Source organism: Pseudomonas sp. GW821-FHT09D08, from assembly GCF_059416305.1.
Genome location: NZ_JBWKOX010000006.1, coordinates 1 through 25,496, shown reverse-complemented (window position 1 = coordinate 25,496; position 25,496 = coordinate 1). Strand labels below are relative to the sequence as shown.

Here is a 25,496-nt window from a genome sequence, read left to right as displayed (position 1 = left end):
TCGGGCGATGGGCGCCGACCTTTACGCACAATTAAGGAAGGGGGCTAGTGGCGCATAGACGCGGGTAGGTTTGCCAGTGATTTTTTTTCCAAGGCCACTTGCCGCCGATGGCGATATTCCTGGCACTAAACAACCTGCTCCATCATCCACTTCACAAACTCCCGCACCTTGGGCACTTCCGCCGAATGCTCCGGATAGGCCAGGTAATACGCGTCCTGGCTGGGCATTGCATGCTGCCAGGGGATCACCAGCTTGCCGTCGGCCAGTTCTTCCTCCACCAGAAAGCGCGGCAACAATGCCACGCCGCAACCGACCTGCGCCGCGCGAATGCACATATAAAAAGTGTCGAAACGCGGCCCGTGGTAGCTGTGTTCGGTGTGATAACCCTGGTCGGCAAACCAGTCATGCCAGCCCTGGGGGCGCGAGGCGTTTTGCAGCAGCACCAGGTCGCTCAGTTGCGTGGGGTCGGTGAACGGCTGCGCCGGCAGGCTTTCCGGGGCGCACACCGGCACCAGCTCTTCGCTGAACAGTTTCAGGCTCTCGGTGCCGGGGCGCGAGCCCTGGCCGAAGTAGAAGGCCATGTCGGCCTTGCCTTGCAGCAGTTCGTCCGGCTCCTGTTCGTTGCACAGGTCCAGGTGGATCTGCGGGTGGCGCAGGCGCCAGCCCTTGAGGCGCGGCACCAGCCAGCGCGCGCCAAAGGTGTAGGGGGTGGACACGCGCAACACTTCGGTCTCGCCGCCATAGGAGCGCAGGTAGTGGGTGGACATCTCCACCTGCGTGAGGATCTTGCGCACTTCAACCAGGTACAGGTCGCCTGCCGGGGTCATCTGCAAGCGGCGACGCACGCGGCGAAACAGCAGGTGCTGGAGCAGTTCTTCCAACTGCGCGACCTGTTTGCTCACTGCACTTTGCGTGAGGTTCAGCTCTTCGGCGGCGCGGGTGAAGCTCAGGTGGCGGGTGGCGGCCTCGAAACACTGCAGGGCGGTGATCGAGGGCAAATGTCTTCTGTTCAGCACGGCACGCCTCTTTTTATTCTTTGCATGAATAAACGGAATGATATCTCGCCTAATCGTCGTTTGTTGGCAAGTCTTGGGCCAGCTACAAATAAGGCCTGGATCGCCGTGCGTGCCGCGGTGCGATTTTTTGTTCGAAGATTAAAGGAGTGACCCATGGTTGCCGCATTGCTTGATCGTCTCGGGGTAAACCCGGCGCTGTACCAGGCGGGTAAACAACCCGTGCATTCGCCGATTGATGGCAGCCGTATCGGCAGTGTGCACTGGGAAGGTGCCGCCGAGGTGGAGCAGCAGGTCAGTCGCGCCGAGCATGCATTCGAGGCCTGGCGCAACGTGCCGGCCCCCCGTCGCGGCGAGTTGGTGCGCCAGTTCGGCGATGTACTGCGCCAATACAAGGCCGATCTGGGCGAACTGGTGTCCTGGGAAGCCGGCAAGATCACCCAGGAAGGCTTGGGTGAAGTGCAGGAAATGATCGACATCTGCGACTTCGCCGTGGGCCTGTCCCGCCAGTTGTACGGCTTGACCATCGCCTCCGAGCGCCCAGGCCACCATATGCGTGAAACCTGGCACCCGCTGGGCGTGGTCGGGGTGATCAGCGCCTTCAACTTCCCGGTGGCCGTGTGGGCGTGGAACACCACACTGGCGCTGGTGTGCGGTAACGCAGTGATCTGGAAACCGTCGGAAAAGACCCCGCTCACCGCCCTGGCGTGCCAGGCGCTGTTCGAGCGTGTGCTGAAGAATTTCAAGGACGCGCCGCAGTACCTGAGCCAGGTCATCATCGGCGGCCGCGATGCCGGCGCTGCGCTGGTGGATGACCCGCGCGTGGCCCTGATCAGCGCCACCGGCAGCACCCGCATGGGCCGCGAAGTGGCGCCGAAAGTCGCCGCGCGGTTTGCCCGCAGCATCCTCGAGCTGGGCGGCAATAACGCCATGATCCTCGGCCCGAGCGCCGACCTGGACATGGCCGTGCGCGCCATCCTGTTCAGCGCCGTCGGCACCGCCGGCCAGCGCTGCACCACCCTGCGCCGCCTGATCGCCCACGAGTCGGTCAAGGAAGAAATCGTCACCCGCCTCAAGGCCGCCTATTCCAAAGTGCGCATCGGCCACCCGCTGGAGGGCAACCTGATTGGCCCGCTGATCGACAAGCATGGCTTCGACGCTATGCAGGACGCCCTGGAGCAGGCCTTGAGTGAGGGCGGCAAGGTGTTCGGCGGCAAGCGCCAGTTGGAAGACAAGTTCCCCAACGCCTACTACGTGTCACCGGCCATTGTCGAAATGCCTGAGCAGAGCGATGTGGTGTGCACCGAAACCTTTGCGCCGATTCTGTATGTCGTCGGCTACAAGGACTTCGCCGAAGCCCTGCGCCTGAACAACGCCGTGCCCCAAGGCCTGTCGTCGTGCATCTTCACCACTGACGTGCGCGAGGCCGAGCAATTCATGTCGGCGGTGGGCAGCGACTGCGGAATCGCCAACGTCAACATCGGCCCGAGCGGCGCGGAGATTGGCGGCGCGTTTGGCGGTGAGAAAGAGACCGGTGGCGGGCGCGAGTCGGGTTCGGATGCATGGCGCGGGTATATGCGCCGCCAGACCAATACCGTGAACTACTCGCTGGAGTTGCCACTGGCCCAGGGCATCACCTTCGACTGATTCTGTAGGAGCGAGCTTGCTCGCGAAGATCGTCAACGATCACGCGGGCATCCTGAATGCCCGCGTCGCTCTCGCGTTTTTCGCGAGCAAGCTCGCTCCTACAGTGATGGTGTTGAACAAGAAAATTGCTTGTTGGGTCTCACCGGAGTCTGGCAATGGCACTACGCGAAACATGTTTGTGGGAACACCTAACCCCCGGCCGACCGGAGCGTGCGGCGCTGGCGGGCGAGGTCAAGGTTGATGTGTGCGTTATCGGCGCCGGGATCACTGGTTTGTCCGCCGCCATTCATTTGCTGGAACAGGGTAAAAGCGTCGCCGTGCTGGAGGCCCATCGCACTGGCCACGGCGGTTCGGGGCGCAACGTCGGGTTGGTGAATGCCGGCCTGTGGATCCCTCCGGACGAGATCGAAGCCGGGTTCGGCGAAGCGGTGGGCAGCCAGCTCAACCGCATGCTCGGCGCGGCACCGTCGCTGGTGTTCAGCCTGATCGACAAATACAACATCGATTGCCAATTGCGCCGCGAGGGCACTTTGCACATGGCACATAACGCCCGTGGCGAGGCGGATTTGCGCAGTCGTGAAGAACAATGGAAGCGTCGTGGCGCGCCGGTGGAATTGCTCACCGGCCAGGCCTGCGAACGCGCCACCGGCACCAAGAAAATCGCCGCCGCGTTGCTGGATCGGCGTGCCGGCACCTTGAATCCGATGGCCTACACCAGTGGCCTGGCGAATGCCGCCGTGGGACTTGGCGGGCAGTTGTTCGACCATTCGCCGGTCGCCCGGTTGGAGCGCCAAGGTGCGAGCTGGTCCGTTCAGACCGCCAGCGGTTCGGTGCAGGCTGCACAAGTGGTCATCGCTTCCAACGCCTACACCGAAGGTGAGTGGACCGAGCTGCGCCGCAATTTTTTCCCCGGCTACTACTACCAGGTCGCCTCCGCGCCGCTGACCGACGCCGCCGCCGAGCAGATTCTGCCCGGCGGCCAAGGCTCATGGGACACGCGCCAGGTACTGAGCAGCATCCGCCGCGATGCCGATGGCCGCCTGTTGCTCGGCAGCCTGGGCAACGGCAACCAGAAACCGGCCTGGTTCCTCAAGGCGTGGGCTGATCGGGTGCAGCAACATTACTTCCCGTACCTCAAATCGGTGCAATGGGAATTCACCTGGACCGGCTGCATCGCGTTCACCCCCGATCACCTGATGCGCCTGTTCGAGCCCGCCCCCGGCCTGGTGGCAGTAACCGGCTATAACGGGCGCGGCGTGACCACCGGCAGCGTGGTCGGCAAGGCGTTCGCCGACTATTTGTGTCACCAGGATCCCCAGGCGTTGCCGATTCCGTTTGCACCCATGCAACCGCTGGCCGGGGTTGGGCTGCGCAGTTGCCTGTATGAAGCCGGATTTTCGCTGTATCACGCCGGGCAATGCCTGAGGATCGTGATCTGATCAGCGAAATACCGCTCAGAAGCCTGCATTTTCTTAGCCGGCTACTAATCTGTATTGGTGCAGGTCGTAGCAGTTGCGCACTGTAAATGTGCAGTTCCGTTACGCAGGCTGTTACAGCTGTAGGAACTGTCGTTTATTGCTTTGGTTGCAGGTGCGACCCGTCTGGGTTGTACTTTTTCGGCCCATGGGTTGCACCTATCGATGCTAGAGGGTTGCACGTCCTGGCGAGCGGAGCCGAAACGCCTGCAATAACAATGACACCGTGTCTTTTTGAAGAATAAAAACGTAATGGCACGAGGCTTGCTCTGGGCTTTCAGTGAAAAGTTTGAACGCAAGTTGTCGTGCCAAAAATCAAAAATATCGGAGCACCACTCATGTCCCAGACGTTTTACAAGAAAGGTTTTCTGGCCCTCGCCGTTGCAGCGGCGCTGGGTGTTTCTACGTTTGTTCAAGCTGATGTGAAGATTGGCGTTGCGGGGCCGATGACCGGCGCCAACGCCTCGTTCGGTGAGCAGTACATGAAGGGTGCCCAGGCGGCAGCCGAGGTGATCAACAAGGCCGGTGGCATCAATGGCGAGAAAGTCGTGCTGGTGGCAGGCGACGATGCCTGTGAGCCGAAACAGGCCGTGGCCGTGGCCAACCGCCTGGCTGACCAGGACAAAGTGATTGGCGTGGTCGGGCACTTCTGCTCGTCGAACACCATCCCGGCCTCCGAGGTCTACGACGAAGCGGGCATCATCGCGATCACCCCAGGTTCTACCAACCCACAAGTGACCGAGCGCGGCCTGGGCGCCATGTTCCGTATGTGCGGGCGTGACGACCAGCAAGGCATCGTCGCCGGCGACTACATCGTCGACGTGCTCAAGGGCAAGAAAGTCGCCGTCATCAACGACAAGGACACCTACGGCAAAGGCCTGGCCGACGCCACCGCTGCCCAGTTGACCAAGCGCGGCGTCAAGCCGGTGCTGGAAGAAGGCCTGACCCGTGGCGAGAAAGACTTCAGTGCGCTGGTCACCAAGATCCGCTCCCTGGGCGCCGACGTCGTGTACTTCGGTGGCCTGCACCCGGAAGCCGGTCCATTGGTTCGCCAGATTCGTGAAGCGGGCCTGAAGGACGTCAAGTTCATGTCCGATGACGGCGTAGTGACCGATGAACTGGTGGCCACCGCTGGCGGCGCGCAATACGTCGATGGCGTGTACATGACCTTTGGCGCCGACCCGCGCCTGCTGCCAGACAGCAAGGCCGTGGTGGAGGAGTTCCGCAAGGCCGGCTACGAGCCTGAGGGCTACACCCTGTACGCCTACGCCTCGCTGCAGGCCCTGGCCGCCGGTTTCAACGGCGCCAAGTCCAACAAGGGCGAAGACGCGGCCAAATGGCTGAAAGCGCACCCGGTCAAAACCGTGATGGGCGAGAAGACCTGGGACGCGAAGGGCGACCTGAAAGTCTCCGACTACGTGGTTTACCAGTGGGATAAAGACGGCAAATACCACCAGTTGGAAAAGCAGAAGTAATCCATGTGGGAGGGGGCTTGCCCCCGATAGCGGTGGGTCAGTCAACAGTTGTTCAGCTGACCCACCGCATCGGGAGCAAGCCCCCTCCCACATTGGGGCAGCGTTGTTATTGAGATCTGTCTTTTCCTCCAGAAGCGCCGCACACCGACTGGTGTGCAGGTGCTCACCGCGTGAGATTGCGTTATGGATGGTATTTTCCTGCAGCAACTGGTCAACGGCCTGACCCTCGGGTCGGTCTATGGCCTGATCGCCATCGGCTACACAATGGTCTATGGCATCATTGGCATGATCAACTTCGCCCACGGCGAGGTTTATATGATTTCCGCTTACCTCGCGGCGATCAGTCTGGCACTGCTGGCTTACTTCGGCATCGAATCCTTCCCGCTGCTCATTCTCGGCACCCTGATCTTCACCGTGGTCGTCACCGGCGTGTACGGTTGGGTCATCGAACGGGTCGCCTACAAACCGTTGCGCAACTCCACCCGCCTGGCTCCGCTGATCAGCGCCATCGGCATCTCCCTGATCCTGCAGAACTACGCGCAGATCGCCCAGGGCGCGAAACAACAAGGCATTCCAACCCTGCTGGCCGGCGCCTGGCGCGTCGACATCGGCAGCGGGTTCGTCCAACTCACGTACACCAAGGTCTTCATCCTCGTGGCGGCGTTTGCCGGCATGGCGTTGCTCACCTACATCATCAAGTACACCAAGCTCGGCCGCATGTGCCGCGCCACCCAGCAAGACCGCAAGATGGCCTCGATCCTGGGGATCAACACCGACCGCGTGATCTCCTACGTGTTTGTCATCGGTGCCGCCATGGCGGCCCTGGCCGGCGTGCTCATCACCCTCAACTACGGCACGTTCGACTTCTACGCCGGCTTCATCATCGGCATCAAGGCGTTTACCGCAGCGGTACTCGGCGGCATCGGTTCCCTGCCTGGGGCGATGCTGGGCGGGATCATCCTGGGTATCTCCGAGTCGTTGTTCTCGGGGTTGATCAACTCCGACTACAAAGACGTGTTCAGTTTCTCCCTGCTGGTGGTGATTCTGATTTTCCGTCCTCAGGGCCTGCTTGGTCGCCCACTCGTGGCTAAGGTGTAAACATGTCTGCTGCCAAACCCATCGATATCAAGAAAAGTGTGGTCGATACGGTCCTTGCCGGGCTGATTTCGTTGATCGTGTTCGGTCCGATCGTCGGCGTGGTCCTCGACGGCTACAGCTTCAACCTGGAACCGGCCCGTGTGGCTACCCTGGTCGCCATCGTGATGGCCGGGCGCTTTGCCCTCAGCCTGTTCCTGCAAACCCCCAAGGGCCTGAAGATTCTGCAGGGCTTCGAAAGCAGCGGCTCCGGCGTGCATGTACTGCCACCGGACTACAAGTCGCGGCTGCGCTGGATCATCCCGGCGCTGATCGTCATCGCCATTGTGTTCCCGATCTTCGCCAACAAGTACCTGCTGACCGTGGTGATCCTCGGGCTGATCTACGTGTTGCTGGGCCTGGGCCTGAACATCGTGGTCGGCCTGGCCGGGCTGCTCGACCTGGGTTACGTGGCGTTCTACGCCATCGGCGCCTACGGCCTGGCGCTGGGTTATCAATACCTCGGCCTGGGCTTCTGGAGCGTGCTGCCGCTGGCAGCCATCGCAGCGGCGCTGGCGGGGTGCATACTCGGCTTCCCGGTGCTGCGAATGCACGGTGACTACCTGGCCATCGTGACCCTGGGCTTCGGTGAAATCATTCGCCTGGTGCTCAACAACTGGCTGTCGTTCACCGGCGGCCCCAACGGTATGCCGGTGCCTTCGCCAACCTTCCTGGGCCTGGAGTTCGGGCGCAAGGCCAAGGAGGGCGGGGTTCCGTTCCACGAGTTCTTCGGCATCGATTACAACCCCAACATCAAGTTCATGTTCATCTACATCGTGCTGTTCCTGGTGGTGCTGGCCGTGCTGTACATCAAGCACCGCCTGACCCGCATGCCGGTCGGCCGCGCCTGGGAAGCCTTGCGCGAAGATGAGATCGCCTGCCGCTCCATGGGCCTGAACCACGTGCTGGTCAAGCTTTCGGCCTTCACCATCGGCGCGTCCACTGCCGGTTTGGCCGGGGTGTTCTTCGCCAGCTACCAAGGCTTCGTCAACCCGTCGTCGTTCACCTTCTTCGAGTCGGCGCTGATCCTGGCCATCGTGGTACTGGGCGGCATGGGCTCGACGGTCGGCGTGGTGATTGCCGCGTTCGTGTTGACCGTCGCGCCTGAACTGCTGCGCAGCTTCAGCGAATACCGCGTGCTGCTGTTTGGCGTGCTGATGGTGGTGATGATGATCTGGCGACCGCGCGGCCTGATCCGGATCAGCCGCACCGGTGTGACACCACGCAAGGGGGTAGCGCCATGAGCAAGGAAGTCGTCCTCTCCGTGGAACACCTGATGATGCACTTCGGTGGCATCAAGGCCTTGAGCGATGTGAGCCTCAAGGTCGAACGCAACTCGATCTTCGCCCTGATCGGCCCCAACGGTGCCGGCAAGACCACCGTGTTCAACTGCCTCACCGGCTTCTACAAAGCCAGCGGCGGCAAGATCGAACTGAACATCCGTGGCAAGCAGACCAATGTGATCCAGCTGCTCGGCGAGCGCTTCAAGGCCGTCGACTTCGTATCGCCGAAAAGCTTCTTGAGCCGGGTGTACTACAAGATGTTCGGCGGCACCCACCTGGTTAACCGCGCCGGCCTGGCCCGGACCTTCCAGAACATTCGCCTGTTCAAGGAAATGTCGGTGCTGGAAAACCTGCTGGTGGCCCAGCACATGTGGGTCAACCGCAACATGCTGGCGGGCATCCTCAACACCAAGGGCTACCGCAAGGCCGAAAGCGATGCCCTCGACCACGCGTTCTACTGGCTCGAAGTGGTGGACCTGGTGGACTGCGCCAACCGCCTGGCCGGTGAGCTTTCCTACGGCCAGCAGCGCCGCCTGGAAATCGCCCGCGCCATGTGCACCCGGCCGCAGATCATCTGCCTGGACGAACCGGCAGCGGGCCTCAACCCCCAGGAAACCGAAGCCCTCAGCGCGATGATTCGCCTGTTGCGCGACGAACACGACCTGACGGTGGTGCTGATCGAACACGACATGGGCATGGTGATGAGTATTTCCGACCACATTGTGGTGCTGGACCACGGCAACGTGATTGCCGAAGGCGGGCCGGAAGCGATCCGCAACGACCCGAAAGTGATTGCCGCCTACCTGGGCGCTGACGAAGAGGAGCTGGTATGAGTGCACCTATCCTCGAAATGAAGGACCTGGACGTGTTCTACGGCCCTATCCAGGCCCTGAAAAAAGTCTCGCTGCACATCAACGAAGGCGAAACCGTGAGCCTGATCGGCTCCAACGGCGCGGGTAAATCCACGCTGCTGATGTCGATCTTCGGCCAGCCACGGGCTGAGTCGGGGCAGATCCTCTACAACGGCGTCGATATTACCCACAAGTCGTCCCACTACATCGCCTCCAACGGCATTGCGCAGTCGCCGGAAGGGCGACGGGTGTTCCCCGACATGACCGTCGAGGAAAACCTGCTGATGGGCACCATCCCCATTGGCGACAAGTTCGCCCAGGACGATATGCAACGCATGTTCGAGCTGTTCCCACGGCTCAAGGAACGACGTAACCAGCGCGCCATGACCATGTCCGGTGGTGAGCAGCAAATGCTCGCCATCGCCCGCGCGCTGATGAGCCGGCCCAAGCTGTTGCTGCTGGACGAACCGAGCCTGGGCCTGGCTCCGATTGTGGTGAAGCAGATCTTTTCCACCCTGCGCGAGCTGGCCTCCACCGGGATGACCATCTTCCTGGTGGAGCAGAACGCCAACCATGCACTGCGTTTGTCGGACCGGGCGTATGTGATGGTCAACGGTGAGATTCGCCTTACCGGCACCGGCAAGGAATTGCTGGTGAACGAGGAAGTGCGCAACGCCTACCTCGGTGGCCACTGATCTAAATAACGACGCAGTACCCCTGTGGGAGGGGGCTTGCCCCGATGGCGTTGTATCAGTCAGCACACCTGAAACTGACACACCGCCATCGGGGGCAAGCCCCCTCCCACATTTGTTTTGTGTCGCCCGCAAGACCGATCCCAAATTGTGGAAAACAAATCCAGCCCCCCTCCAAAGCGCGACATATAGCCGCCGCAAATCCCTGTTTTGTCACACTTTTGACTTGTCCCCATCCACTGTGGAACCGGCTGTGGGTAACGTGGGAGTAGCTGGCTGAACCCCTTTAAAACCGTGGCTTTCAGCGGTGTGGTTGTTTTTTGATCAGTGGCTTTTTCGCGGCCGATCGAGGGGTTTGTCAACCTGTTTAAAGACACAGGTATATGACTGAAATATGTCCCGCCAGCCTGTGGATAAGTCTGTGACTAAACTCTGGAAAGACGGCCGCAGAGGCCGGAATGACTGGCCTGGAGCCATCGCTCGATTTGTCCCGCTGCCCCTGGGCCTACATACGCCTTCGTCCAGGTCAAGCAAAAAACTTTCTAAAATCGCCTGGAAGCCTTGTACACAGCGGCCTGAAGCGTTTTGCACTTGCCCCCAGAGACTGTGGGCGCAGCTGTGGATAACCTGCGCGCATATGGCTGCAAGCCACGGTTCATAAGGCTTTGGTCTGAATGATTAAAAAATGACCAGTCGTGCATGAAGTTCTGTGCATGGCGGTTGCCGCAACCGCGGCGTAAGGGCATTCTGCTGGCTGATTTTTTTCCCGATGCCCGCAAGGAGAACACCATGTCCAACACGCTGTTTATTACTGGCGCCACCTCAGGTTTTGGCGAAGCCTGCGCCCGTCGGTTTGCCGAGGCCGGCTGGAAACTGGTGCTTACCGGTCGTCGTGCCGAGCGTTTGAATGCGCTGGTCGAAGAGCTTTCCAAGCAGACCGAAGTGCACGGCCTGGTGGTGGACGTGCGGGATCGCAAAGGCATGGAAGAGGCGATCGCCAACCTGCCGCCATCGTTCGCCACCCTGCGCGGGCTGATCAACAACGCCGGCCTGGCCGTGGGCACTGACCCGGCGCCCAAGTGCAACCTCGACGACTGGGAAACCATGGTCGATACCAACATCAAAGGCCTGTTGACCACCACCAGCCTGCTGCTGCCGCGCCTGATCGCCCATGGTCGTGGCGCCGGGATCATCAACCTGGGCTCCATCGCCGGCAGCTACCCGTACCCGGGCAGCCATGTGTATGGCGGTTCCAAGGCGTTTGTGAAGCAGTTCTCCCTGAACCTGCGCTGTGACCTGCAGGGCACCGGCGTGCGTGTGACCAATATCGAGCCGGGCCTGTGCGAAAGCGAGTTCTCCCTGGTGCGCTTCGGCGGTGACCAGGCGCGCTACGACGCCACCTACGCCGGTGCCGAGCCGATCCAGCCGCAGGACATTGCCGACACCATCTTCTGGGTGCTGAACACGCCGGCGCACGTCAACATCAACCGTCTGGAGCTGATGCCGGTGAGCCAGACCTGGGCGGGGTTTGCGATTGAGCGGGGGGCCAAGTAAGGCTCTAGACTGCGTTGCTGCCATCGGGGGCTTGGCGAATCGTCGCACCGCCCCGATGGCGTCAAATCGGCCAAAACAGGCCATAAGGTACACTCCACCCCTGAAAACCCCACCGCACCCTGCGGTTTAAAGGTTTTGACGGGAGGAAATGTGAGTAACCGAGGTGAGCAGTCACTGCTCAAACAATCGACGATCCTGATGTTCGCGGTAGCGATCGCCGGGATTGTCACGGGTGTGATATCTGGCGCCCAATCCATTCTGTTCGACGGCTTTTTCTCGCTGATCGCCACCGCCATCAAGGTGTTGATGCTGATCACGGCCAAGCTGATCGCCAAGAAAAGCAACGAGCGTTTCCAGTTCGGCTATTGGCACCTGGAGCCCATGGTGCTGCTGATCGAAGGCAGCTTCCTGCTGCTGATCGCCATCTATGCGTTCCTGAACGGTGTGTTCGGCATTATCAATGGCGGGCGCGAGATCGAGTTGGGCCTGGTGATCATCTACGCGGCGGTGTTTACCGTGGTCGAGTTCGCCTATTTCTTCTATGTGCGCTATCGCAACCGCAGGCTGAAATCCTCGCTGATCCAGTTCGACAACATCAGTTGGCTGGTGGACGCGATGCTCTCGGTGGGCCTGCTGGTCAGCTTTCTCGCCGCGCTGTTGCTCAAGTCCCAGGGCTATGGCGAGTGGGCGGTGTATGTCGACCCATTGATCCTGATCCTGTTGGCTCTGAGCATGCTGGCACCGGCGTTCAAGATCCTGCGCCCGGCGTTGCGCGAGGTGCTGGGGATCGCGCCGGATCACCTGGATGACAAAGTGCGCGAGGTGATGGACGCGGCGCAGGCCAGGCATGGGTTCGATGATTACGTGTCCTACGTGCAAAAGCACGGGCGGGCGCGGTTTATCGAAATCCATGTGGTGCTGCCGGCGGATTACCCGGTGGATAACGTCGCGACCCTGGATGGGCTGCGTGAAGAGATATCCACAGGGCTGGGCGCACCGGATGCGGCGCGCTGGCTGACGATCAGCTTTACCGGGGATCGCAAGTGGATTGCGTGATGGGTCGTTAGACCGAGGCCCTGCAGGTCACCCGAGATGCTGGATCAGCCCCTGGTAGCAGGTTGCCAAATGATAAGGGGTGGTCGATGGCATATCCCGTCGGCTCACCGCGCCGTTGGCATCCAGGCATTCATGCCAGCCTTTCTCATGCAGGAAATGCTGTTGCAGCGCCAGCAGTTGGCGCTGCAGCACCGCCTCACTGCCAGGGCGCAAGGTCAGCGCCCGCAGGTACTCGGCCTGGGCCCAGATACGCTGGGTGCCGTCGCGTACGCTGCCATCAAGTGCCAACATGCCGCTGACCGCTCCGGTCGCGCTGTCCACACCCTTGTGCTCTGCGTAGGCAAACGCCCGCGTCAGTGACGCATGCAGCGGCGTGCCGCGCAGCACGGGCGACGATTCGAGCAAAAAGAACCACTCGAACTGGTGCCCCGGCTCAAACCAGTTATCCACAGCGCCCAGCGGTTTTTCCATCATCACGCCGTGCCGGCGGTCGATGAAACGCTGCTGCATGGCCGTCGCCAAGGCCAGCAGGGCCGCTTGCACAGGGGCATCCTCGCGCACCGCGAGGGTGGCGAGGAAACCTTCGGCCAGGTGCATCAACGGGTTTTGCAGCGGGCCGGACTGGAGGGACGACCAGTTGCGTTCCAGCACCGCCTCGTACAGGCCGTCCTCGGTGGCGAAGCGCTGGGCGACGACTTCGAGGGCGGCGTTCAGCACCGATTCCACCAACGGCTCACGCACCTTGGCCCAGTAATGGGCGCAGGCAAAGATGATGAAGGCGTGGGTGTAGAGGTCTTTGCGCTTGTCCAGCGGCTGGCCGGCGGGGTCGATGCTGTAGAACCAGCCGCCGTGTTCGGCATCGTGGAAATGCCGTTGCAGGGAGCGGAACAGCACCGCCGCGCGCTCTTCTGCGAAGGCCGCCCCTGGCGCGCCGATCAGGCTGGCGAACAGGTACAACTGTCGCGCGCAGGCCATGGCGCGGTAGCGTTGCGGCGGCAGTGGGTGGTGATCGGCGTCCAGCGCCTCATAGGGCAACGCCAATTCGGCATTCCAGCCCGGGCCATGCCAGAGCGGCACGATCAGGGTGTGGAAGTGCGTGAACACGGCATTCAACGAAGGCTGGGGGGCGGAGCTTGGAGCGATGGGCATCGGCTGGCGTCGTCACGGCAGGGGTGTAGGCGCGCATGGTAGCAGGCTTGGGAACTGTGGTGTCTGCGCCACCGCTATCGGGGGCAAGCCCCCTCCCACTTTTGACTGCGTTCCACAGCTGGAACTCGGTCGAATGTGAGGGGACTTGTCCCGATAAGGACCTTATAAGCGCTGCAAATCTTAGCCTGCCAGCAACCACACCCCAGTCGCCGCCGAAGCCGCTCCGGCAATCCGCACCAGCGGCGCCGCTGCGGCCGGCAACCAGCGCACCAGCGCATACCCGGCTGCGTGCAGTGCAGCGGTCGCGCCGACAAAACCGGCGGCATACGCCCAAGGGCTCGACATCTCCGGCAACTCCAAGCCATGGGCCACACCATGGAACAACGCAAACAACGCCGTTGCACCCATGGCCATGAACAACGGCGGACGCACCGCCAGTGCCACGGCCAGGCCCAGGGCCAGGACCGAGGCGGCGATCCCGCTTTCCAGTGCGGGCAATTGCAGCCCTTCAAAGCCCAGCACGCCGCCCATCAGCATGGTGCCGACAAAGGTGCACGGCAGGGCCCAGCGCGCGGCACCCTTTTGTTGCGCGGCCCACAGGCCGACCGCAAGCATGGCCAGCAGGTGGTCGAGGCCGCCCAGCGGGTGGCTGATACCGGCCACCAGGCCGTTGTCGCCGTGGCCAGGGTGAGCGAAGGCCAGGGCGGGAGTGAGCAGCAGGGCGGCGGCTGCGAGGAGTTTATTGAGGTTCATAAACAGGTTCCTTATGGGTTGATCAGGCGGCAGTCAGCAGGCCTTGGCGTTCGATGAAGGCGACGATTTCATCCAGGCCGACCCCGGTTTTCTGGTTGCTGAACACAAAGGGCTTGCCGTTGCGCATGCGCTGGGTGTCGCTGTTCATCAGCTCCAGTGAGGCGCCCACCAGCGGCGCCAGGTCGATCTTGTTGATCACCAGCAGGTCGGATTTGCAGATACCCGGCCCGCCCTTGCGCGGCAGCTTGTCGCCGGCGGACACGTCGATCACGTAGAGGGTCAGGTCCGACAGCTCCGGGCTGAAGGTGGCCGACAGGTTATCGCCGCCGGACTCCACCAGGATCAGGTCCAGGCCGGGAAAGCGGCGGTTGAGTTGGTCCACCGCTTCCAGATTGATCGAGGCGTCCTCGCGAATCGCCGTGTGCGGGCAGCCGCCGGTTTCCACGCCGATGATGCGCTCCGGCGCCAGGGCCTGGTTGCGCACCAGGAAGTCGGCGTCTTCGCGGGTGTAGATGTCGTTGGTGACCACCGCCAGGTTGTAGCGATCGCGCAGCGCAAGGCACAGGGCCAGGGTCAGGGCAGTCTTGCCGGAGCCGACCGGGCCGCCGATACCGACACGCAGGGGTTGTGTATTCATGTCTGACTCTCCAAAAAAGCCTTAGGAACGGAACAGGCGGCTGTACTGGCGCTCGTGGGCCATGCTCGCCAGGGACAGGCCGAAGGCGGCGCTGCCGAAATGATGGGGGTCGATGCGGGCGGCGTCCTGCTGGGCCTGTTGCAGCAGGGGCAGCAGCTCGCTGGTCAGGCGTTGCGCGGCTTGCTGGCCCAGGGGCAGGGTTTTCATCAGCACGGCCAATTGGTTTTCCAGCCAGCTCCAGAGCCAGGCGGCGAGAGCGTCGTCGGCGCTGATCGCCCAGGCGCGCGCGGCCAGTGCCCAGCCGAGGGCCAAGTGCGGTTCGCGGCGTTGCTCCAGGAAGCGGCGGGCGTCGCTGTCCAGTTCCGGCAGGCCATTGAGCAACTGCTGCAGGGAATAACCCATCTGCCGACTTTCCTGATACAGCTCCCGGGTTTCGCGGCTGGCTTGATGCGCTTCGCACAGCTGCGCCAACGCTCGCCAGTCCTGCTCTGCGGCGGCGCGGCAATGGGCGAGCAACAGCGGGGCTTCGAAGCGCGCGAGGTTGAGCAGCAATTGGTCGCTGATCCAGCGCCGAGCGCTGGCGGCATCGTTGACGCGGCCGTTCTCCACGGCCATTTCCAGGCCCTGGGAATAGCTGTAGCCGCCAATCGGCAATTGCGGACTGGCCAGACGCAACAGCGCCCAGGCTGGGTTCATAGACGTACGCCGAACTGATGCAGCTTGGGCGGGTAGTTGAAATCTTCATCGCCATGCCGGGAATGGTGGTGGCCGCCGCCATAGGCGCCGTGTTCCGGTTGGAACGGCGCCTCGATGGTTTCGGTGTGGGCGCCCAGTTGCTCAAGCATGGCCTTGAGCACGTAGTCGTCGAGCAGGCGCAACCAGCCATCCCCCACTTGCAAGGCCACATGGCGGTTGCCGAGGTGGTAGGCGGCGCGGGTCAGTTCAAAGGCGTTGCTGCAGGTGACGTGCAACAGGTGTTCAGGGCGGGCGCACACGCGTACGACACGTCCGTCTTCGGCTTGTAGGAATTCGCCATCGTGCAACGGCGGCTGGCCGCGCTCCAGAAACAGGCCGACGTCTTCGCCGTCGGCACTGAAACAGCGCAGGCGGCTTTTGCTGCGTGCTTCGAAATTCAGCAGCAGCTCAGCGGCCCAGAGGGCTTGGGGGGCGATTCGGCGGTGGATCACCAGCATCAGGAAGCTTCCAGCTATGAGCGATGGAAGTGCTAGAGCAAGGGGCTTGCCAATCCGGTCAGGCGTAGGAATTACCTGTCGGCAGACAGGGCTGTGCTACTGAACGGGGCGTGGGAAGGGTTTATGAGTGGTCAAAAATGGTGCGATTAACTTATGCGTGCACTGCTCTCGAGCGTTTTCGGATTTGTCCTACGCTCGATCAGGAATTGGCGTTCAAAACGTTACGTGCCGTGTCTTTAGGCTATGCGCCGTGTTTAATCCACTGCGACGTTTATCATGTTCAAGTCATTTTTTTGCTTGGCTATTGTCAGTCTGTCTTTGGCCATTTCATCGGCCTCGGCCAATCTGCAGCCGCGTTCGACCTTTACAGTTTCGGTTAAGGAGGCCTCTATCAATGATGTGATCGACCGCGCTCACGAGCTGCTGGGCACCCCCTACAAATGGGGTGGTTCTTCAGCAGAGCAGGGGTTCGATTGCAGCAGCTTCCTGGTTTACCTGTTCAAGACCCAAGCCAATATCCAGATACCGCGCACCACGGTGGCGATGCACCGCTCAACGGCCCCGACGATCCAGCGCACGGCTTTAAAGCCAGGGGATGCGGTGTTTTTCAAAGGCAATGGGCGCGGCCAGGTCAGCCATGTCGGCCTGTATATCGGCGGGGGTAAATTCATTCATTCACCGCGCACCGGCAAAAGCATCCGCATCGACTCATTGAGCAACAGCTACTGGAACAAGCACTACACCACCGCCAAGCGTTTTCACACCGCGGGTTGACGGCCTATTCGGTGCTGCCCAGGCCTTGCCAGTGCTTGAGGCCGATAAAAATAAAGCGCAGTTGCTGGGTGATTTTCGCCTGGGGCGTGAGGTGGGCAGGCAAGGCCTGGGCGGGCGGGTCGATGATGTCGGGGAGGGTGGCAAACACGCTTTTGACGATCAGGTCGGCCATCACGTGCAACCCTTCGGCGTCCAGGTGCTGCAGTTTGGGCATCAGCGTCAGGTCGGCCGCCAGGTCGCGGGTGATGTCTTCACGCAGGGCACCGATAGCTTGGCGCACCGCCAGGCAACCGCCGTATTGCTCGCGGGCCAGGAACAGGAATTGCGAGCGGTTGGCTGAGACCACATCGAGAAAAATCCGCACTGAGGCATCGATAATGCCGCCCATCACGAATTCGTTGTGACGCACCAGGCGAATGGTGGCGCGAAAGGTCTGGCCCACCTCACTCACCAATACAAGTCCAAGCTGGTCCATATCGGCAAAGTGGCGATAGAACCCGGTGGGGACAATGCCTGCGGTCTTGGCCACTTCACGCAGGCTCAGGCTACCAAACCCACGGCCACACTCCATCAGATGGCGGGCAGCGTCCATCAGGGCGAGGCGGGTTTGTTGCTTCTGTTCGGCGCGGGGCAGCATGGGCGGGCGGGCTTTGTCGGCAAGTACAGCGACGCACTCTAGCAAAACAGCTTCATTGACGTCGAACTTGGCGGGGGATAGGTGAGGATGTTGCGTGACAGGCTCTACAAAAAGTCAAAAGCCCGGTCGGCAGATCGGGCTTTTTTCTGGGCCACCACGGGGTCAGCTCTGAGCTTGATGCAGTTCTTGCAGGCGATCAGCACCACCTTCGGCAACACCTTCGGCGTAGGCACGCTCGTTGGCTTGTTCCGCACCCCCTTCAACCAGACCTTTCTGTTCCAGGCGATCACGGCCACCTTCGGCAACACCTTCAGCGTAGGCGCGCTTGTTCGCGTGTTCCGAACCGTTTTCAGCGACAGCACCTTTGGCGTAGTCACGGTTCTCGTCTTCTTGCGAACCGCTGCGGGCCAGGGTCTGGTTGAAGTGAACGGCGTCGGCCTTGGCTTGTGGGGTAACCTGTTCGGCGGCTGGCAGGGCAAAGGCGCTGGAAGCCAGGATGGATAACAGGACTGTAGCGAGTACTTGGCGTTTCATGATGGGTTGCTCCTTGGGAGGGCGATAAAGTGGGTACAGGGCTAATGCTACTCTCGATAAGTCGATATAAAAGTTCATAAACACAATGGTAATAATCAACAGAATTGATTGTTCGTCAGGGAGGCTCTAGATCGGGCCTCTCAAGCACGCGGTTTTGCACCGAGGTGGGTATTTTCGACACGAACATGGGTAACAATGGTGCGCCGTGGATGATCGAATCTGTCGAAACGGTCAGGAAAGCAGGTTTTCAAGGGTAAATCGGAGATTGGGTTAAACCCACGAGCGGTTTGCCAGTCGTAGTTTTATAAGCTGTCCTACAGGTGTTGGTTCAGCCGGTCGTGTTCAGGAGTCCTGTGCAATGACGCGCACTCGTAAAATCGTCATGTGGAGCTGCGCCAGCTTCGTTGTGTTAATCGCTGTGGTGGTACTGGTCCTGGTGTTCTTCGACTGGAACCGCATCAAGCCCCCGCTCAATGCCAAAGTTTCTGAAGAGCTGCATCGCCCGTTTGCCATCAACGGCAACCTGGCGGTGGTGTGGGCGCGTGAGCCCGATGAAGGCGGCTGGCGCGCCTGGGTGCCGTGGCCCCATGTGATTGCCGAGGACCTGACCCTGGGCAACCCCGACTGGTCGAAAAAACCGCAGATGGTCACGCTGAAAAAGGTCGAGCTGCGCATTTCGCCGCTGGCGTTGCTGGTGCAGCGCGTGGTGATCCCGCGTATCGACCTCACCGAGCCGAGTGCCGAGTTGCAGCGCCTGGCCGATGGCCGCGCCAACTGGACGTTCACGTTCGACCCCAAGGACCCCGACGCCGAACCTTCCAACTGGGTGGTGGACATCGGCGCCATCGGGTTCGACAAGGGCCACGTGACCCTCGACGACCAGACCCTCAAGACTCAGCTGGACGTGATCATCGACCCCCTGGGCAAGCCGATCCCGTTCGATGAAATCGTCGGTGACGCCGATGCCAGGAAGGCCTTGGAAAAAGGCTCCGCGCCCCAGGACTATGCGTTCGCCCTCAAGGTCAAGGGCCAGTACCACGGCCAGAAGCTCGACGGCAGCGGCAAGATCGGCGGCCTGCTGGCCTTGCAGGACGCGGCCAAGCCGTTTCCGCTGCAAGCCCAGGTCAGGATTGCCGATACCAGCATCGCATTGGCAGGCACCTTGACCGACCCGTTGAACCTCGGCGCCCTGGACCTGCGCCTGAAACTGTCCGGCAGCAGCCTGGGTAACCTCTACCCGCTGACCGGCGTCACCTTGCCGGATTCGCCGGCCTACTCCACTGACGGCCACTTGATCGCCAAGTTGCACGAGGCCAGCGGCGCGTCATTCAGTTACGAAAACTTCAACGGCAAGATCGGCAACAGCGATATCCACGGCAACCTCGCCTATGTCGCCAGCCAGCCACGTCCCAAGCTCAGCGGTGCGTTGGTGTCCAACCAATTGCTGATGAGCGACCTCGCCCCCCTGATCGGTGCCGACTCCAACGCCAAGCAAAAAGCGCGTGGCGGTGAGAGCAAACAGCCGGCGACCAAAGTGCTGCCGGTGGAAGAGTTCCGCACCGAGCGCTGGCGCGACATGGATGCCGATGTGGAATTCACCGGCAAACGCATCGTGCACAGTGCCGAGTTGCCCTTCACCGACCTGTACACCCACCTGGTGCTCAACGACGGCGAACTGAGCCTGGAACCGCTGCGATTCGGCGTCGCTGGCGGCACGCTGGATGCGCAGATTCGCTTGAACGGCCGCACCACGCCGATGGAAGGCCGCGCCAAACTGACTGCGCGCAACTTCAAGCTCAAGCAGTTGTTCCCGACCTTCGAACCGATGAAAACCAGCTTTGGTGAACTCAACGGCGATGCCGATATTTCCGGGCGTGGCAACTCCGTCGCGGCGCTGCTGGGCACCTCCAACGGTGACCTGAAGATGCTGATCAACGACGGCGCCATCAGCCGTGGCCTGATGGAAATTGCCGGGCTCAACGTAGGCAACTACGTGGTGGGCCGCCTGTTCGGCGACAAGGAAGTGAAGATCAACTGCGCGGCGGCGGACTTCGGGATCAAGACCGGCCTGGCAACCACGCGCTTGTTTGTGTTCGATACCGAGAACGCGATCATCTATATCGATGGCACCGCCAACATGGCCACCGAACAGCTCGACCTGACCATCACCCCAGAATCCAAGGGTTTCCGCCTGTTTTCCCTGCGTTCGCCGTTGTATGTCAACGGCCCGTTCATCAAGCCCAACGCGGGTGTAAAAGCCATTCCCCTGGCCCTGCGTGGCGCGGGCATGGTGGCACTGGGCGTGATCGCCGGCCCGGCAGCGGGCCTGTTGGCGCTGGTGGCACCGAGCGCCGATGCGCCGAACCAGTGCGCACCGTTGTTGCAGCAGATGAAGGAAGGCAAGGCGCCGAAGACGGTGAAAGGCTGACGGACAGAACGCAACTCAAAAATGTGGGAGGGGGCTTGCTCCCGATAGCGGAGTGTCAGTCAGTACCGCTGAAACTGACACTCCGCTATCGGGAGCAAGCCCCCTCCCACATTGGTTTTGCGCTATTTACAGGCTTTCTAGGATGTCGGCCATATCGTCCGCATGCTCTTCTTCCTGAGCCAGGATCTCTTCAAACAGACGGCGCGTGGTCGGGTCCTTATCACCGATGTACTGGATGATTTCGCGGTAGCTGTCCACCGCGATCCGCTCGGCCACCAGGTCTTCGTAGACCATTTCCTTCAAGCTGTTACCGGCCACGTATTGGGCGTGGGAGTTCTTCGACAGCAGGTCCGGGTTGAACTCCGGCTCGCCGCCCAGCTGCACGATGCGTTCGGCGAGTTTGTCGGCGTGCTCGGCTTCCTGGGTGGCGTGTTCGAGGAATTCCTGCGCGGCGACAGCGGCTTTAACGCCGCTGGCCATGAAGTAGTGACGCTTGTAGCGCAGCACACACACCAATTCAGTGGCCAGGGAGCCGTTGAGCAGGCGGATGATCTCTTCGCGGTCGGCGTCATAGCCCTCGGTCACGGCACCGTTTTCGACGTTCTGGCGGGCGCGGCTGCGCAGGGTCGCAACGTCAGTCAAGTTTGCTTCAGTCATCTCAATCTCCTGGGGCTAATCCGGTTTACGCCACACTCTGTCGGCGTGATCGCTCCCAGTTGTGAGTCACGGGCGCAGCAAAAAGTTTTATTGGATTTGCCTGGCGTGTCATCAGCGCGTCGCCGGAATTGGGCTAGCCTGCCATCATCCTCTCTTGATCAAGGACGTTCGCTTCATGTCGCAGTCGTTAGCCACGCGTTATCCCTTGGTGCTGGTGCCTGGCATGCTGGGGTTCGTGCGCCTGGGGTTTTTCCCTTACTGGTACGGCATTGTCCCGGCACTGCGGGCGGGTGGGGCGCAGGTGTTTCCCATCCAGGTGGCGCCGCTGGACTCCAGCGAGGTGCGTGGCGAGCAGCTGCTGGCGCAGATCGAGCGGATTCGCCTTGAGACCGGCGCCGACAAGGTCAACCTGATCGGCCATAGCCAGGGCGCGCTGACCGCCCGTTATGCGGCGGCCAAGCGCCCGGAGTGGGTGGCGTCGGTGACGTCGGTGGCCGGGCCCAACCACGGTTCGGAACTGGCGGACCATATCCACGCCCATTATCCGGCCGACAGCGTGAAGGGGCGGCTGATGAGCGCGCTGTTTCATCTGGTTGCAACGGTGATGAGCCTGCTGGAAACCGGCTATCGCGGCCCGCGCTTCAAGGCGGACTTGCAGGCGTCCCACCATTCCCTGACCAGCGCAGGCGTGGCGCTGTTCAACCGCAAGTATCCCCAAGGGTTGCCGCATACCTGGGGCGGGCACGGGGCGGAGGTGGACAATGGAGTGCGCTACTACTCATGGTCCGGCACCTTGCAACCGGGCAAGACCGATCGCGGACGCAACCTGCTGGACGGGACGAATCGCAGCTGCCGATTGTTCGCCCGCAGCTTCGTGCGCGAGAAGGGCCAGTGCGACGGCATGGTCGGGCGCTGCAGCTCGCACCTGGGGCGGGTGATCGGCGATGACTACGCCCTGGACCACTTCGACATCGTCAACCAATCCATGGGCCTGGTCGGCAAGGGCGCCGAGCCGATCCGCCTGTTCGTCGAGCATGCCCAGCGCCTGAAGGCGGCCGGGGTTTAAGCCTGGCGGCGCACCGGCGTGGTCCAGCGCTCTGACAAAATCACCCCGCCCAAGGTCAGCAAGCCGCCCACCAGGTGATACAACGCCAGCTCTTCCTTCAACACCACGGCGGCAATCAATGCAGTGATCAACGGCAGCAGGTTGAAAAACAGCGTGGTGCGACTTGGGCCCAGGGTCTTCACCGAGTGCATCCACGCCAGTGGCGCCAGCATCGAAGCCAGCAAGCATGCATAGAGCACCAGCGGAATATTCGTCCAGCCCAGGCCGGCTTTTGCCGAGAACAGAAACAGCGGAAACAGCACCACCACCGCCACCAGCACCTGCAAATACAGGAGCACCAGCGGCGGCAGGCGCAGCTGCCATTTTTTCAACAGGGTGCTGTAGACCGCGTACGCCAGGGTCGCGACCAGCATCATCGCATCGCCCAGGTTCACGCCGTGCTGCAGCAACGCGCCGAGGCTGCCGGCCGACACCACCACCACCACCCCTGCGAATGACAGCACCGCACCCGTCAGCGCGCCAAAGGTCAGGCGCTGGCCCAGGCTGATGATGGCCGCCGTCAAGGCCATCAACGGCATCAACGACAGGATGATGCCCATATTGGTGGCGCTGGTCAGCGAAGCGGCGTAGTACGCCAGGCTCTGGTACACCGCCATGCCCAGCACGCCAAGGATGCAGATTTTGCCCAGGTTGGGGCGGATCAGCGGCCAGTGGGCGATGACCGGCTTGAGCATGAACGGTGTAAACAGCAATGCAGCCAGTAACCAGCGGTAAAAGCCGATTTCAGCGGGGAAGATCGAACCCACGGCCAGTTTATTGACCACGGTATTGCCGGCCCAGATAAAAATGGCCAGCAGGGGATACGCGTATTGCATCGAAAGAAACCAAGTGTGTTGATAAGGCCGGATTATCCCTTGTCTGGATCGAAGCCTATACTGCGATCCAGACAAACGACCTCTGTATCCAGACAATATGGCCAGACACACCGTACGCCTCGCGGACTTTGCCCGCCTGCCAAGCCCCGTGTACTTCCGCTACTCCGACTTTGCCCCCGACACGGAGTGCACCCCGCATCAGCATGTCTGGGGCTCACTGGACTACTCCGCCAGCGGCGTGATGCGCATGGAAGTGGCCGGCAACCGCTTTATATCGCCGCCGCAGTACGCGGTGTGGGTCCCACCCAGTACCGAACACAGCTCCTACAACGCCGAGGCGATTGTCTACCGTTCGGTGGGCCTTTCGCCGCCGCTCTGCGAGCACTTGCCCAAGCAGCCTTGCACCCTGGCCATCAGCGACATCCTCAAGGCCATCCTCAGCGACTTCGCCCAGCGTGACGTCAACATCCCGCACTCCGACGCCGATATTCGCCTGGCCCAGGTGCTGGTCGACCAGCTCAGGCAGGCGCCGATCCACGAGGGTTTTTTGCCCTACGCCCGCCACCCCGGGCTGCTCGGCGTGTTGGAAGGCATGCAGGCCGACCCCGCTGACAATCGCCCCCTGGCGCACTGGGCCGACCAGGTGCATGTGAGCGAGCGCACCCTGGCGCGACAATTTGTGCGCGAGCTGGGCATGAGCTTCGGCGAATGGCGCCAGCGCCTGCGCTACCTCGCCGCCATCGAAGCCCTCGACAGCGAGCGCAGTGTGCAAAATGTGGCGTTTGACCTCGGCTACAGCAGCGCCTCGGCGTTTATCGCGATGTTCCAACGCCAGGCCGGCTGCACCCCGGAGCAGTACCGGCGGACGAATATTCGCAGCCGATGAAGATGTAACAAGGTTTGGCTACACTGCTGGGTAGGCCGTGCCTCCCGGCACGGTAACAGGGAGAAAACTCCATGAAGATGCTGCGTATTCCGCTGTTGATGATGGGCCTGCTGCTGTGTTCCCAGGGCTTTGCCGCCACTGCCCAGCAAAACAAGATGACCACCTGCAATGCCGAAGCCACTACCAAGACGCTCAAGGGCGACGAGCGCAAGGCTTTCATGAAAACCTGCCTGTCGGCGCCGGCAGCCAATGATGCGAAGACGCTCACCCCGCAACAGCAGAAGATGAAGGATTGCAATGCGTCGGCGAAAACCAAGGCGCTGACCGGCGATGCCCGCAAGACGTTCATGAGCACCTGCCTGAAGAATTGATAGCCCCAGGCCCCAGAAGGCTGCGACACTCGCACACAGCCCCTCTGTAGGAGCGAGCTTGCTCGCGAAGAACGCAATTACCCCGCGTTTATTCAGAATAAACGCGTTATCGTTGGCGACCTTCGCGAGCAAGCTCGCTCCTACACATCCTTTAACGCCGTTCGTTTTGAGGCTGTATGCCAACGTTTTCTCAGCGTCACGTGTTATTGCTGGCCAGCTACATCATCATTTTCGGCGGGTTGCTGCTGGTATTGCCGCTGAAATTGCTGCCCAGCCTGCTGGCCGGCCTGTTGGTCTATGAACTGGTCAACATGCTCACCCCCCAACTGCAACGGCTTATCGAAGGGCGCCGCGCGCGCTGGCTGGCGGTGGCCTTGCTCGGCACCCTGATCGTCAGCGTGCTGGCCCTGATCTTCGCCGGCGCCATCAGCTTCCTGCTTCATGAAGCGGAAAACCCCGGGGCTTCCCTGGATAAATTCATGGGCGTAGTCGACCGCGCGCGCGGCCAACTGCCGCCGTTCCTCGATGCCTACCTGCCCGCCAGCGCCGCCGAATTCCGCGTGGCTATCGGCGACTGGCTGAGCAAGCACCTGAGCGAACTGCAACTGGTCGGCAAAGACGCCGCCCATATGTTCGTCACCCTGCTGATCGGCATGGTGCTCGGCGCGATCATCGCCCTGCAGCGGGTGCCCGACCTGACCAAGCGCAAACCCCTGGCCGCGGCGCTGTTCGACCGCCTGCACCTGCTGGTCCAGGCCTTTCGCAATATCGTCTTCGCGCAGATCAAGATCGCCGCGCTCAACACCGCCTTCACCGCCGTGTTCCTCGCCGTGGTGCTTCCGCTGTGCGGCATCCACCTGCCGCTGACCAAGACCCTGATCGTGCTGACCTTCCTGCTCGGCCTGTTGCCGGTGATTGGCAACCTGATGTCCAACACCCTGATCACCATCGTCGCGCTGTCGTTGTCGATCTGGGTGGCGGTGGCGGCGCTGGGGTATCTGATCGTGATCCACAAGGTCGAGTACTTCCTCAACGCGCGCATCGTCGGCGGGCAGATCAGTGCCAAGTCGTGGGAGTTGCTCCTGGCGATGCTGGTGTTTGAAGCGGCGTTTGGTTTGCCGGGGGTGGTGGCGGGGCCGATTTACTATGCGTATCTGAAGAGTGAGCTGAAGCTCGGTGGTATGGTTTAAGGCGTGTGTTGCCTGGGCGGGCCCCATCGGGGGCAAGCCCCCTCCCACATTTAATGTGTCTACACCGGTCGACTTGTGAACACGGTCAGTGTGGGAGGGGGCTTGCCCCGGTACAAACCGGGGACATCGTTTACATTTCTAACCGGGGACATGGTTTACAGGCTAA

Annotated in this window: 25 protein-coding genes; 15 read left to right on the top strand and 10 right to left on the bottom strand. The window is 61.5% G+C overall.

What is annotated here, in order from left to right; genetic code table 11:
* Positions 1 to 125 precede the first annotated feature (125 nt).
* Positions 126 to 1,016, bottom strand: a complete 891-nt coding sequence (locus AC07OP_RS13150; RefSeq protein WP_495101319.1) for a LysR family transcriptional regulator — start codon at positions 1,014 to 1,016, stop codon at positions 126 to 128.
* 153 nt (positions 1,017 to 1,169) lie between these two features.
* Here AC07OP_RS13150 and amaB point away from each other — a divergent pair, with 153 nt between their 5' ends.
* From amaB to AC07OP_RS13105, 9 genes are all read left to right on the top strand, one after another.
* Complete coding sequence (gene amaB / locus AC07OP_RS13145; RefSeq protein WP_092358960.1) at positions 1,170 to 2,660, top strand: L-piperidine-6-carboxylate dehydrogenase; 1,491 nt, start codon at positions 1,170 to 1,172, stop codon at positions 2,658 to 2,660.
* A gap of 155 nt (positions 2,661 to 2,815) precedes the next feature.
* Positions 2,816 to 4,099 carry an L-pipecolate oxidase gene (gene amaA / locus AC07OP_RS13140; RefSeq protein ID WP_495101318.1) on the top strand — a complete coding sequence of 428 codons (1,284 nt, stop codon included), beginning with the start codon at positions 2,816 to 2,818 and terminating at the stop codon, positions 4,097 to 4,099.
* A 374-nt stretch (positions 4,100 to 4,473) separates the two neighbouring features.
* Complete coding sequence (locus AC07OP_RS13135; RefSeq protein WP_027607701.1) at positions 4,474 to 5,610, top strand: branched-chain amino acid ABC transporter substrate-binding protein; 1,137 nt, start codon at positions 4,474 to 4,476, stop codon at positions 5,608 to 5,610.
* A 183-nt stretch (positions 5,611 to 5,793) separates the two neighbouring features.
* Positions 5,794 to 6,708, top strand: a complete 915-nt coding sequence (locus tag AC07OP_RS13130; protein WP_003236186.1) for an ABC transporter permease subunit — start codon at positions 5,794 to 5,796, stop codon at positions 6,706 to 6,708.
* A 2-nt stretch (positions 6,709 to 6,710) separates the two neighbouring features.
* Positions 6,711 to 7,988 carry a high-affinity branched-chain amino acid ABC transporter permease LivM gene (gene livM, locus AC07OP_RS13125; protein ID WP_027607702.1) on the top strand — a complete coding sequence of 426 codons (1,278 nt, stop codon included), beginning with the start codon at positions 6,711 to 6,713 and terminating at the stop codon, positions 7,986 to 7,988.
* Positions 7,985 to 8,860: an ABC transporter ATP-binding protein gene (locus AC07OP_RS13120; RefSeq protein ID WP_027607703.1), complete on the top strand. Its 876-nt coding sequence runs from the start codon at positions 7,985 to 7,987 to the stop codon at positions 8,858 to 8,860. Before livM ends, AC07OP_RS13120 begins: the two co-directional genes overlap by 4 nt.
* A complete protein-coding gene (locus AC07OP_RS13115) occupies positions 8,857 to 9,573 on the top strand; it encodes an ABC transporter ATP-binding protein (protein ID WP_027607704.1) in 717 nt (238 codons plus the stop codon). The genes AC07OP_RS13120 and AC07OP_RS13115 overlap by 4 nt, the downstream gene beginning before the upstream one ends.
* A gap of 786 nt (positions 9,574 to 10,359) precedes the next feature.
* A complete protein-coding gene (locus AC07OP_RS13110; protein ID WP_115486525.1) occupies positions 10,360 to 11,124 on the top strand; it encodes an SDR family oxidoreductase in 765 nt (254 codons plus the stop codon).
* 150 nt (positions 11,125 to 11,274) lie between these two features.
* Positions 11,275 to 12,180, top strand: coding sequence for a cation diffusion facilitator family transporter (locus tag AC07OP_RS13105; protein ID WP_092358954.1), 906 nt, complete (start codon positions 11,275 to 11,277; stop codon positions 12,178 to 12,180).
* A gap of 27 nt (positions 12,181 to 12,207) precedes the next feature.
* Here the strand turns inward: AC07OP_RS13105 and AC07OP_RS13100 are convergent, their stop codons facing one another.
* From AC07OP_RS13100 to ureE, 5 genes are all read right to left on the bottom strand, one after another.
* The gene (locus tag AC07OP_RS13100; protein ID WP_495101317.1) at positions 12,208 to 13,329 is read right to left on the bottom strand and encodes an AGE family epimerase/isomerase; all 1,122 of its coding nucleotides are present in this window, start codon (positions 13,327 to 13,329) and stop codon (positions 12,208 to 12,210) included.
* A gap of 180 nt (positions 13,330 to 13,509) precedes the next feature.
* Positions 13,510 to 14,082 carry a HupE/UreJ family protein gene (locus AC07OP_RS13095; protein ID WP_495101316.1) on the bottom strand — a complete coding sequence of 191 codons (573 nt, stop codon included), beginning with the start codon at positions 14,080 to 14,082 and terminating at the stop codon, positions 13,510 to 13,512.
* A 22-nt stretch (positions 14,083 to 14,104) separates the two neighbouring features.
* A complete protein-coding gene (ureG, locus tag AC07OP_RS13090; protein ID WP_083355517.1) occupies positions 14,105 to 14,719 on the bottom strand; it encodes an urease accessory protein UreG in 615 nt (204 codons plus the stop codon).
* 21 nt (positions 14,720 to 14,740) lie between these two features.
* Complete coding sequence (locus AC07OP_RS13085; RefSeq protein WP_495101315.1) at positions 14,741 to 15,415, bottom strand: urease accessory protein UreF; 675 nt, start codon at positions 15,413 to 15,415, stop codon at positions 14,741 to 14,743.
* The gene (gene ureE, locus AC07OP_RS13080) at positions 15,412 to 15,912 is read right to left on the bottom strand and encodes an urease accessory protein UreE (RefSeq protein ID WP_065947138.1); all 501 of its coding nucleotides are present in this window, start codon (positions 15,910 to 15,912) and stop codon (positions 15,412 to 15,414) included. Before ureE ends, AC07OP_RS13085 begins: the two co-directional genes overlap by 4 nt.
* A 276-nt stretch (positions 15,913 to 16,188) precedes the next feature.
* Between ureE and AC07OP_RS13075 the strand changes: the two genes are divergently transcribed.
* Positions 16,189 to 16,686, top strand: a complete 498-nt coding sequence (locus AC07OP_RS13075) for a C40 family peptidase (protein WP_065940897.1) — start codon at positions 16,189 to 16,191, stop codon at positions 16,684 to 16,686.
* 4 nt (positions 16,687 to 16,690) lie between these two features.
* On the opposite strand, the gene AC07OP_RS13070 is transcribed toward AC07OP_RS13075, so the two are convergent.
* Both AC07OP_RS13070 and AC07OP_RS13065 read right to left on the bottom strand, forming a co-directional pair.
* Complete coding sequence (locus AC07OP_RS13070; RefSeq protein ID WP_065900186.1) at positions 16,691 to 17,323, bottom strand: TetR family transcriptional regulator; 633 nt, start codon at positions 17,321 to 17,323, stop codon at positions 16,691 to 16,693.
* A gap of 162 nt (positions 17,324 to 17,485) precedes the next feature.
* A complete protein-coding gene (locus AC07OP_RS13065) occupies positions 17,486 to 17,857 on the bottom strand; it encodes a hypothetical protein (protein WP_065940898.1) in 372 nt (123 codons plus the stop codon).
* Positions 17,858 to 18,215: 358 nt separating this feature from the next.
* Between AC07OP_RS13065 and AC07OP_RS13060 the strand changes: the two genes are divergently transcribed.
* Complete coding sequence (locus AC07OP_RS13060; RefSeq protein WP_495101314.1) at positions 18,216 to 20,285, top strand: AsmA family protein; 2,070 nt, start codon at positions 18,216 to 18,218, stop codon at positions 20,283 to 20,285.
* A 126-nt stretch (positions 20,286 to 20,411) separates the two neighbouring features.
* On the opposite strand, the gene AC07OP_RS13055 is transcribed toward AC07OP_RS13060, so the two are convergent.
* Positions 20,412 to 20,942 (bottom strand): ferritin-like domain-containing protein, encoded by a 531-nt coding sequence (locus AC07OP_RS13055; RefSeq protein WP_027607715.1) that lies wholly within the window; start codon positions 20,940 to 20,942, stop codon positions 20,412 to 20,414.
* Between the two features lie 175 nt (positions 20,943 to 21,117).
* On the opposite strand from AC07OP_RS13055, the gene AC07OP_RS13050 reads away from it, so the two are divergent.
* On the top strand, positions 21,118 to 22,008 hold the full coding sequence (locus tag AC07OP_RS13050; protein WP_027607716.1) for an esterase/lipase family protein: 891 nt from the start codon (positions 21,118 to 21,120) through the stop codon (positions 22,006 to 22,008).
* Here AC07OP_RS13050 and AC07OP_RS13045 read toward each other — a convergent pair.
* The gene (locus tag AC07OP_RS13045) at positions 22,005 to 22,883 is read right to left on the bottom strand and encodes a DMT family transporter (protein WP_495101313.1); all 879 of its coding nucleotides are present in this window, start codon (positions 22,881 to 22,883) and stop codon (positions 22,005 to 22,007) included. The two genes, AC07OP_RS13050 and AC07OP_RS13045, sit on opposite strands and share 4 nt — an antisense overlap.
* A 97-nt stretch (positions 22,884 to 22,980) precedes the next feature.
* Here AC07OP_RS13045 and AC07OP_RS13040 point away from each other — a divergent pair, with 97 nt between their 5' ends.
* The 3 genes from AC07OP_RS13040 (at position 22,981) to AC07OP_RS13030 (ending at position 25,330) form a co-directional block, all read left to right on the top strand.
* Positions 22,981 to 23,769 (top strand): AraC family transcriptional regulator, encoded by a 789-nt coding sequence (locus tag AC07OP_RS13040; RefSeq protein ID WP_495101312.1) that lies wholly within the window; start codon positions 22,981 to 22,983, stop codon positions 23,767 to 23,769.
* 71 nt (positions 23,770 to 23,840) lie between these two features.
* Positions 23,841 to 24,140, top strand: a complete 300-nt coding sequence (locus tag AC07OP_RS13035; protein ID WP_027607719.1) for a PsiF family protein — start codon at positions 23,841 to 23,843, stop codon at positions 24,138 to 24,140.
* Between the two features lie 176 nt (positions 24,141 to 24,316).
* Positions 24,317 to 25,330, top strand: coding sequence for an AI-2E family transporter (locus AC07OP_RS13030; RefSeq protein WP_027607720.1), 1,014 nt, complete (start codon positions 24,317 to 24,319; stop codon positions 25,328 to 25,330).
* Positions 25,331 to 25,496: the final 166 nt, after the last annotated feature.

Coding starts and splice junctions, on each gene's coding strand:
- amaB (WP_092358960.1), top strand. CDS start 1,170: ATGGTTGCCGCATTGCTTGATCGTCTCGGGGTAAACCCGGCGCTGTAC.
- amaA (WP_495101318.1), top strand. CDS start 2,816: ATGGCACTACGCGAAACATGTTTGTGGGAACACCTAACCCCCGGCCGA.
- AC07OP_RS13135 (WP_027607701.1), top strand. CDS start 4,474: ATGTCCCAGACGTTTTACAAGAAAGGTTTTCTGGCCCTCGCCGTTGCA.
- AC07OP_RS13130 (WP_003236186.1), top strand. CDS start 5,794: ATGGATGGTATTTTCCTGCAGCAACTGGTCAACGGCCTGACCCTCGGG.
- livM (WP_027607702.1), top strand. CDS start 6,711: ATGTCTGCTGCCAAACCCATCGATATCAAGAAAAGTGTGGTCGATACG.
- AC07OP_RS13120 (WP_027607703.1), top strand. CDS start 7,985: ATGAGCAAGGAAGTCGTCCTCTCCGTGGAACACCTGATGATGCACTTC.
- AC07OP_RS13115 (WP_027607704.1), top strand. CDS start 8,857: ATGAGTGCACCTATCCTCGAAATGAAGGACCTGGACGTGTTCTACGGC.
- AC07OP_RS13110 (WP_115486525.1), top strand. CDS start 10,360: ATGTCCAACACGCTGTTTATTACTGGCGCCACCTCAGGTTTTGGCGAA.
- AC07OP_RS13100 (WP_495101317.1), bottom strand. CDS start 13,329: ATGCCCATCGCTCCAAGCTCCGCCCCCCAGCCTTCGTTGAATGCCGTG.
- AC07OP_RS13095 (WP_495101316.1), bottom strand. CDS start 14,082: ATGAACCTCAATAAACTCCTCGCAGCCGCCGCCCTGCTGCTCACTCCC.
- ureG (WP_083355517.1), bottom strand. CDS start 14,719: ATGAATACACAACCCCTGCGTGTCGGTATCGGCGGCCCGGTCGGCTCC.
- AC07OP_RS13085 (WP_495101315.1), bottom strand. CDS start 15,415: ATGAACCCAGCCTGGGCGCTGTTGCGTCTGGCCAGTCCGCAATTGCCG.
- ureE (WP_065947138.1), bottom strand. CDS start 15,912: ATGCTGGTGATCCACCGCCGAATCGCCCCCCAAGCCCTCTGGGCCGCT.
- AC07OP_RS13075 (WP_065940897.1), top strand. CDS start 16,189: ATGTTCAAGTCATTTTTTTGCTTGGCTATTGTCAGTCTGTCTTTGGCC.
- AC07OP_RS13070 (WP_065900186.1), bottom strand. CDS start 17,323: ATGCTGCCCCGCGCCGAACAGAAGCAACAAACCCGCCTCGCCCTGATG.
- AC07OP_RS13065 (WP_065940898.1), bottom strand. CDS start 17,857: ATGAAACGCCAAGTACTCGCTACAGTCCTGTTATCCATCCTGGCTTCC.
- AC07OP_RS13060 (WP_495101314.1), top strand. CDS start 18,216: ATGACGCGCACTCGTAAAATCGTCATGTGGAGCTGCGCCAGCTTCGTT.
- AC07OP_RS13055 (WP_027607715.1), bottom strand. CDS start 20,942: ATGACTGAAGCAAACTTGACTGACGTTGCGACCCTGCGCAGCCGCGCC.
- AC07OP_RS13050 (WP_027607716.1), top strand. CDS start 21,118: ATGTCGCAGTCGTTAGCCACGCGTTATCCCTTGGTGCTGGTGCCTGGC.
- AC07OP_RS13045 (WP_495101313.1), bottom strand. CDS start 22,883: ATGCAATACGCGTATCCCCTGCTGGCCATTTTTATCTGGGCCGGCAAT.
- AC07OP_RS13040 (WP_495101312.1), top strand. CDS start 22,981: ATGGCCAGACACACCGTACGCCTCGCGGACTTTGCCCGCCTGCCAAGC.
- AC07OP_RS13035 (WP_027607719.1), top strand. CDS start 23,841: ATGAAGATGCTGCGTATTCCGCTGTTGATGATGGGCCTGCTGCTGTGT.
- AC07OP_RS13030 (WP_027607720.1), top strand. CDS start 24,317: ATGCCAACGTTTTCTCAGCGTCACGTGTTATTGCTGGCCAGCTACATC.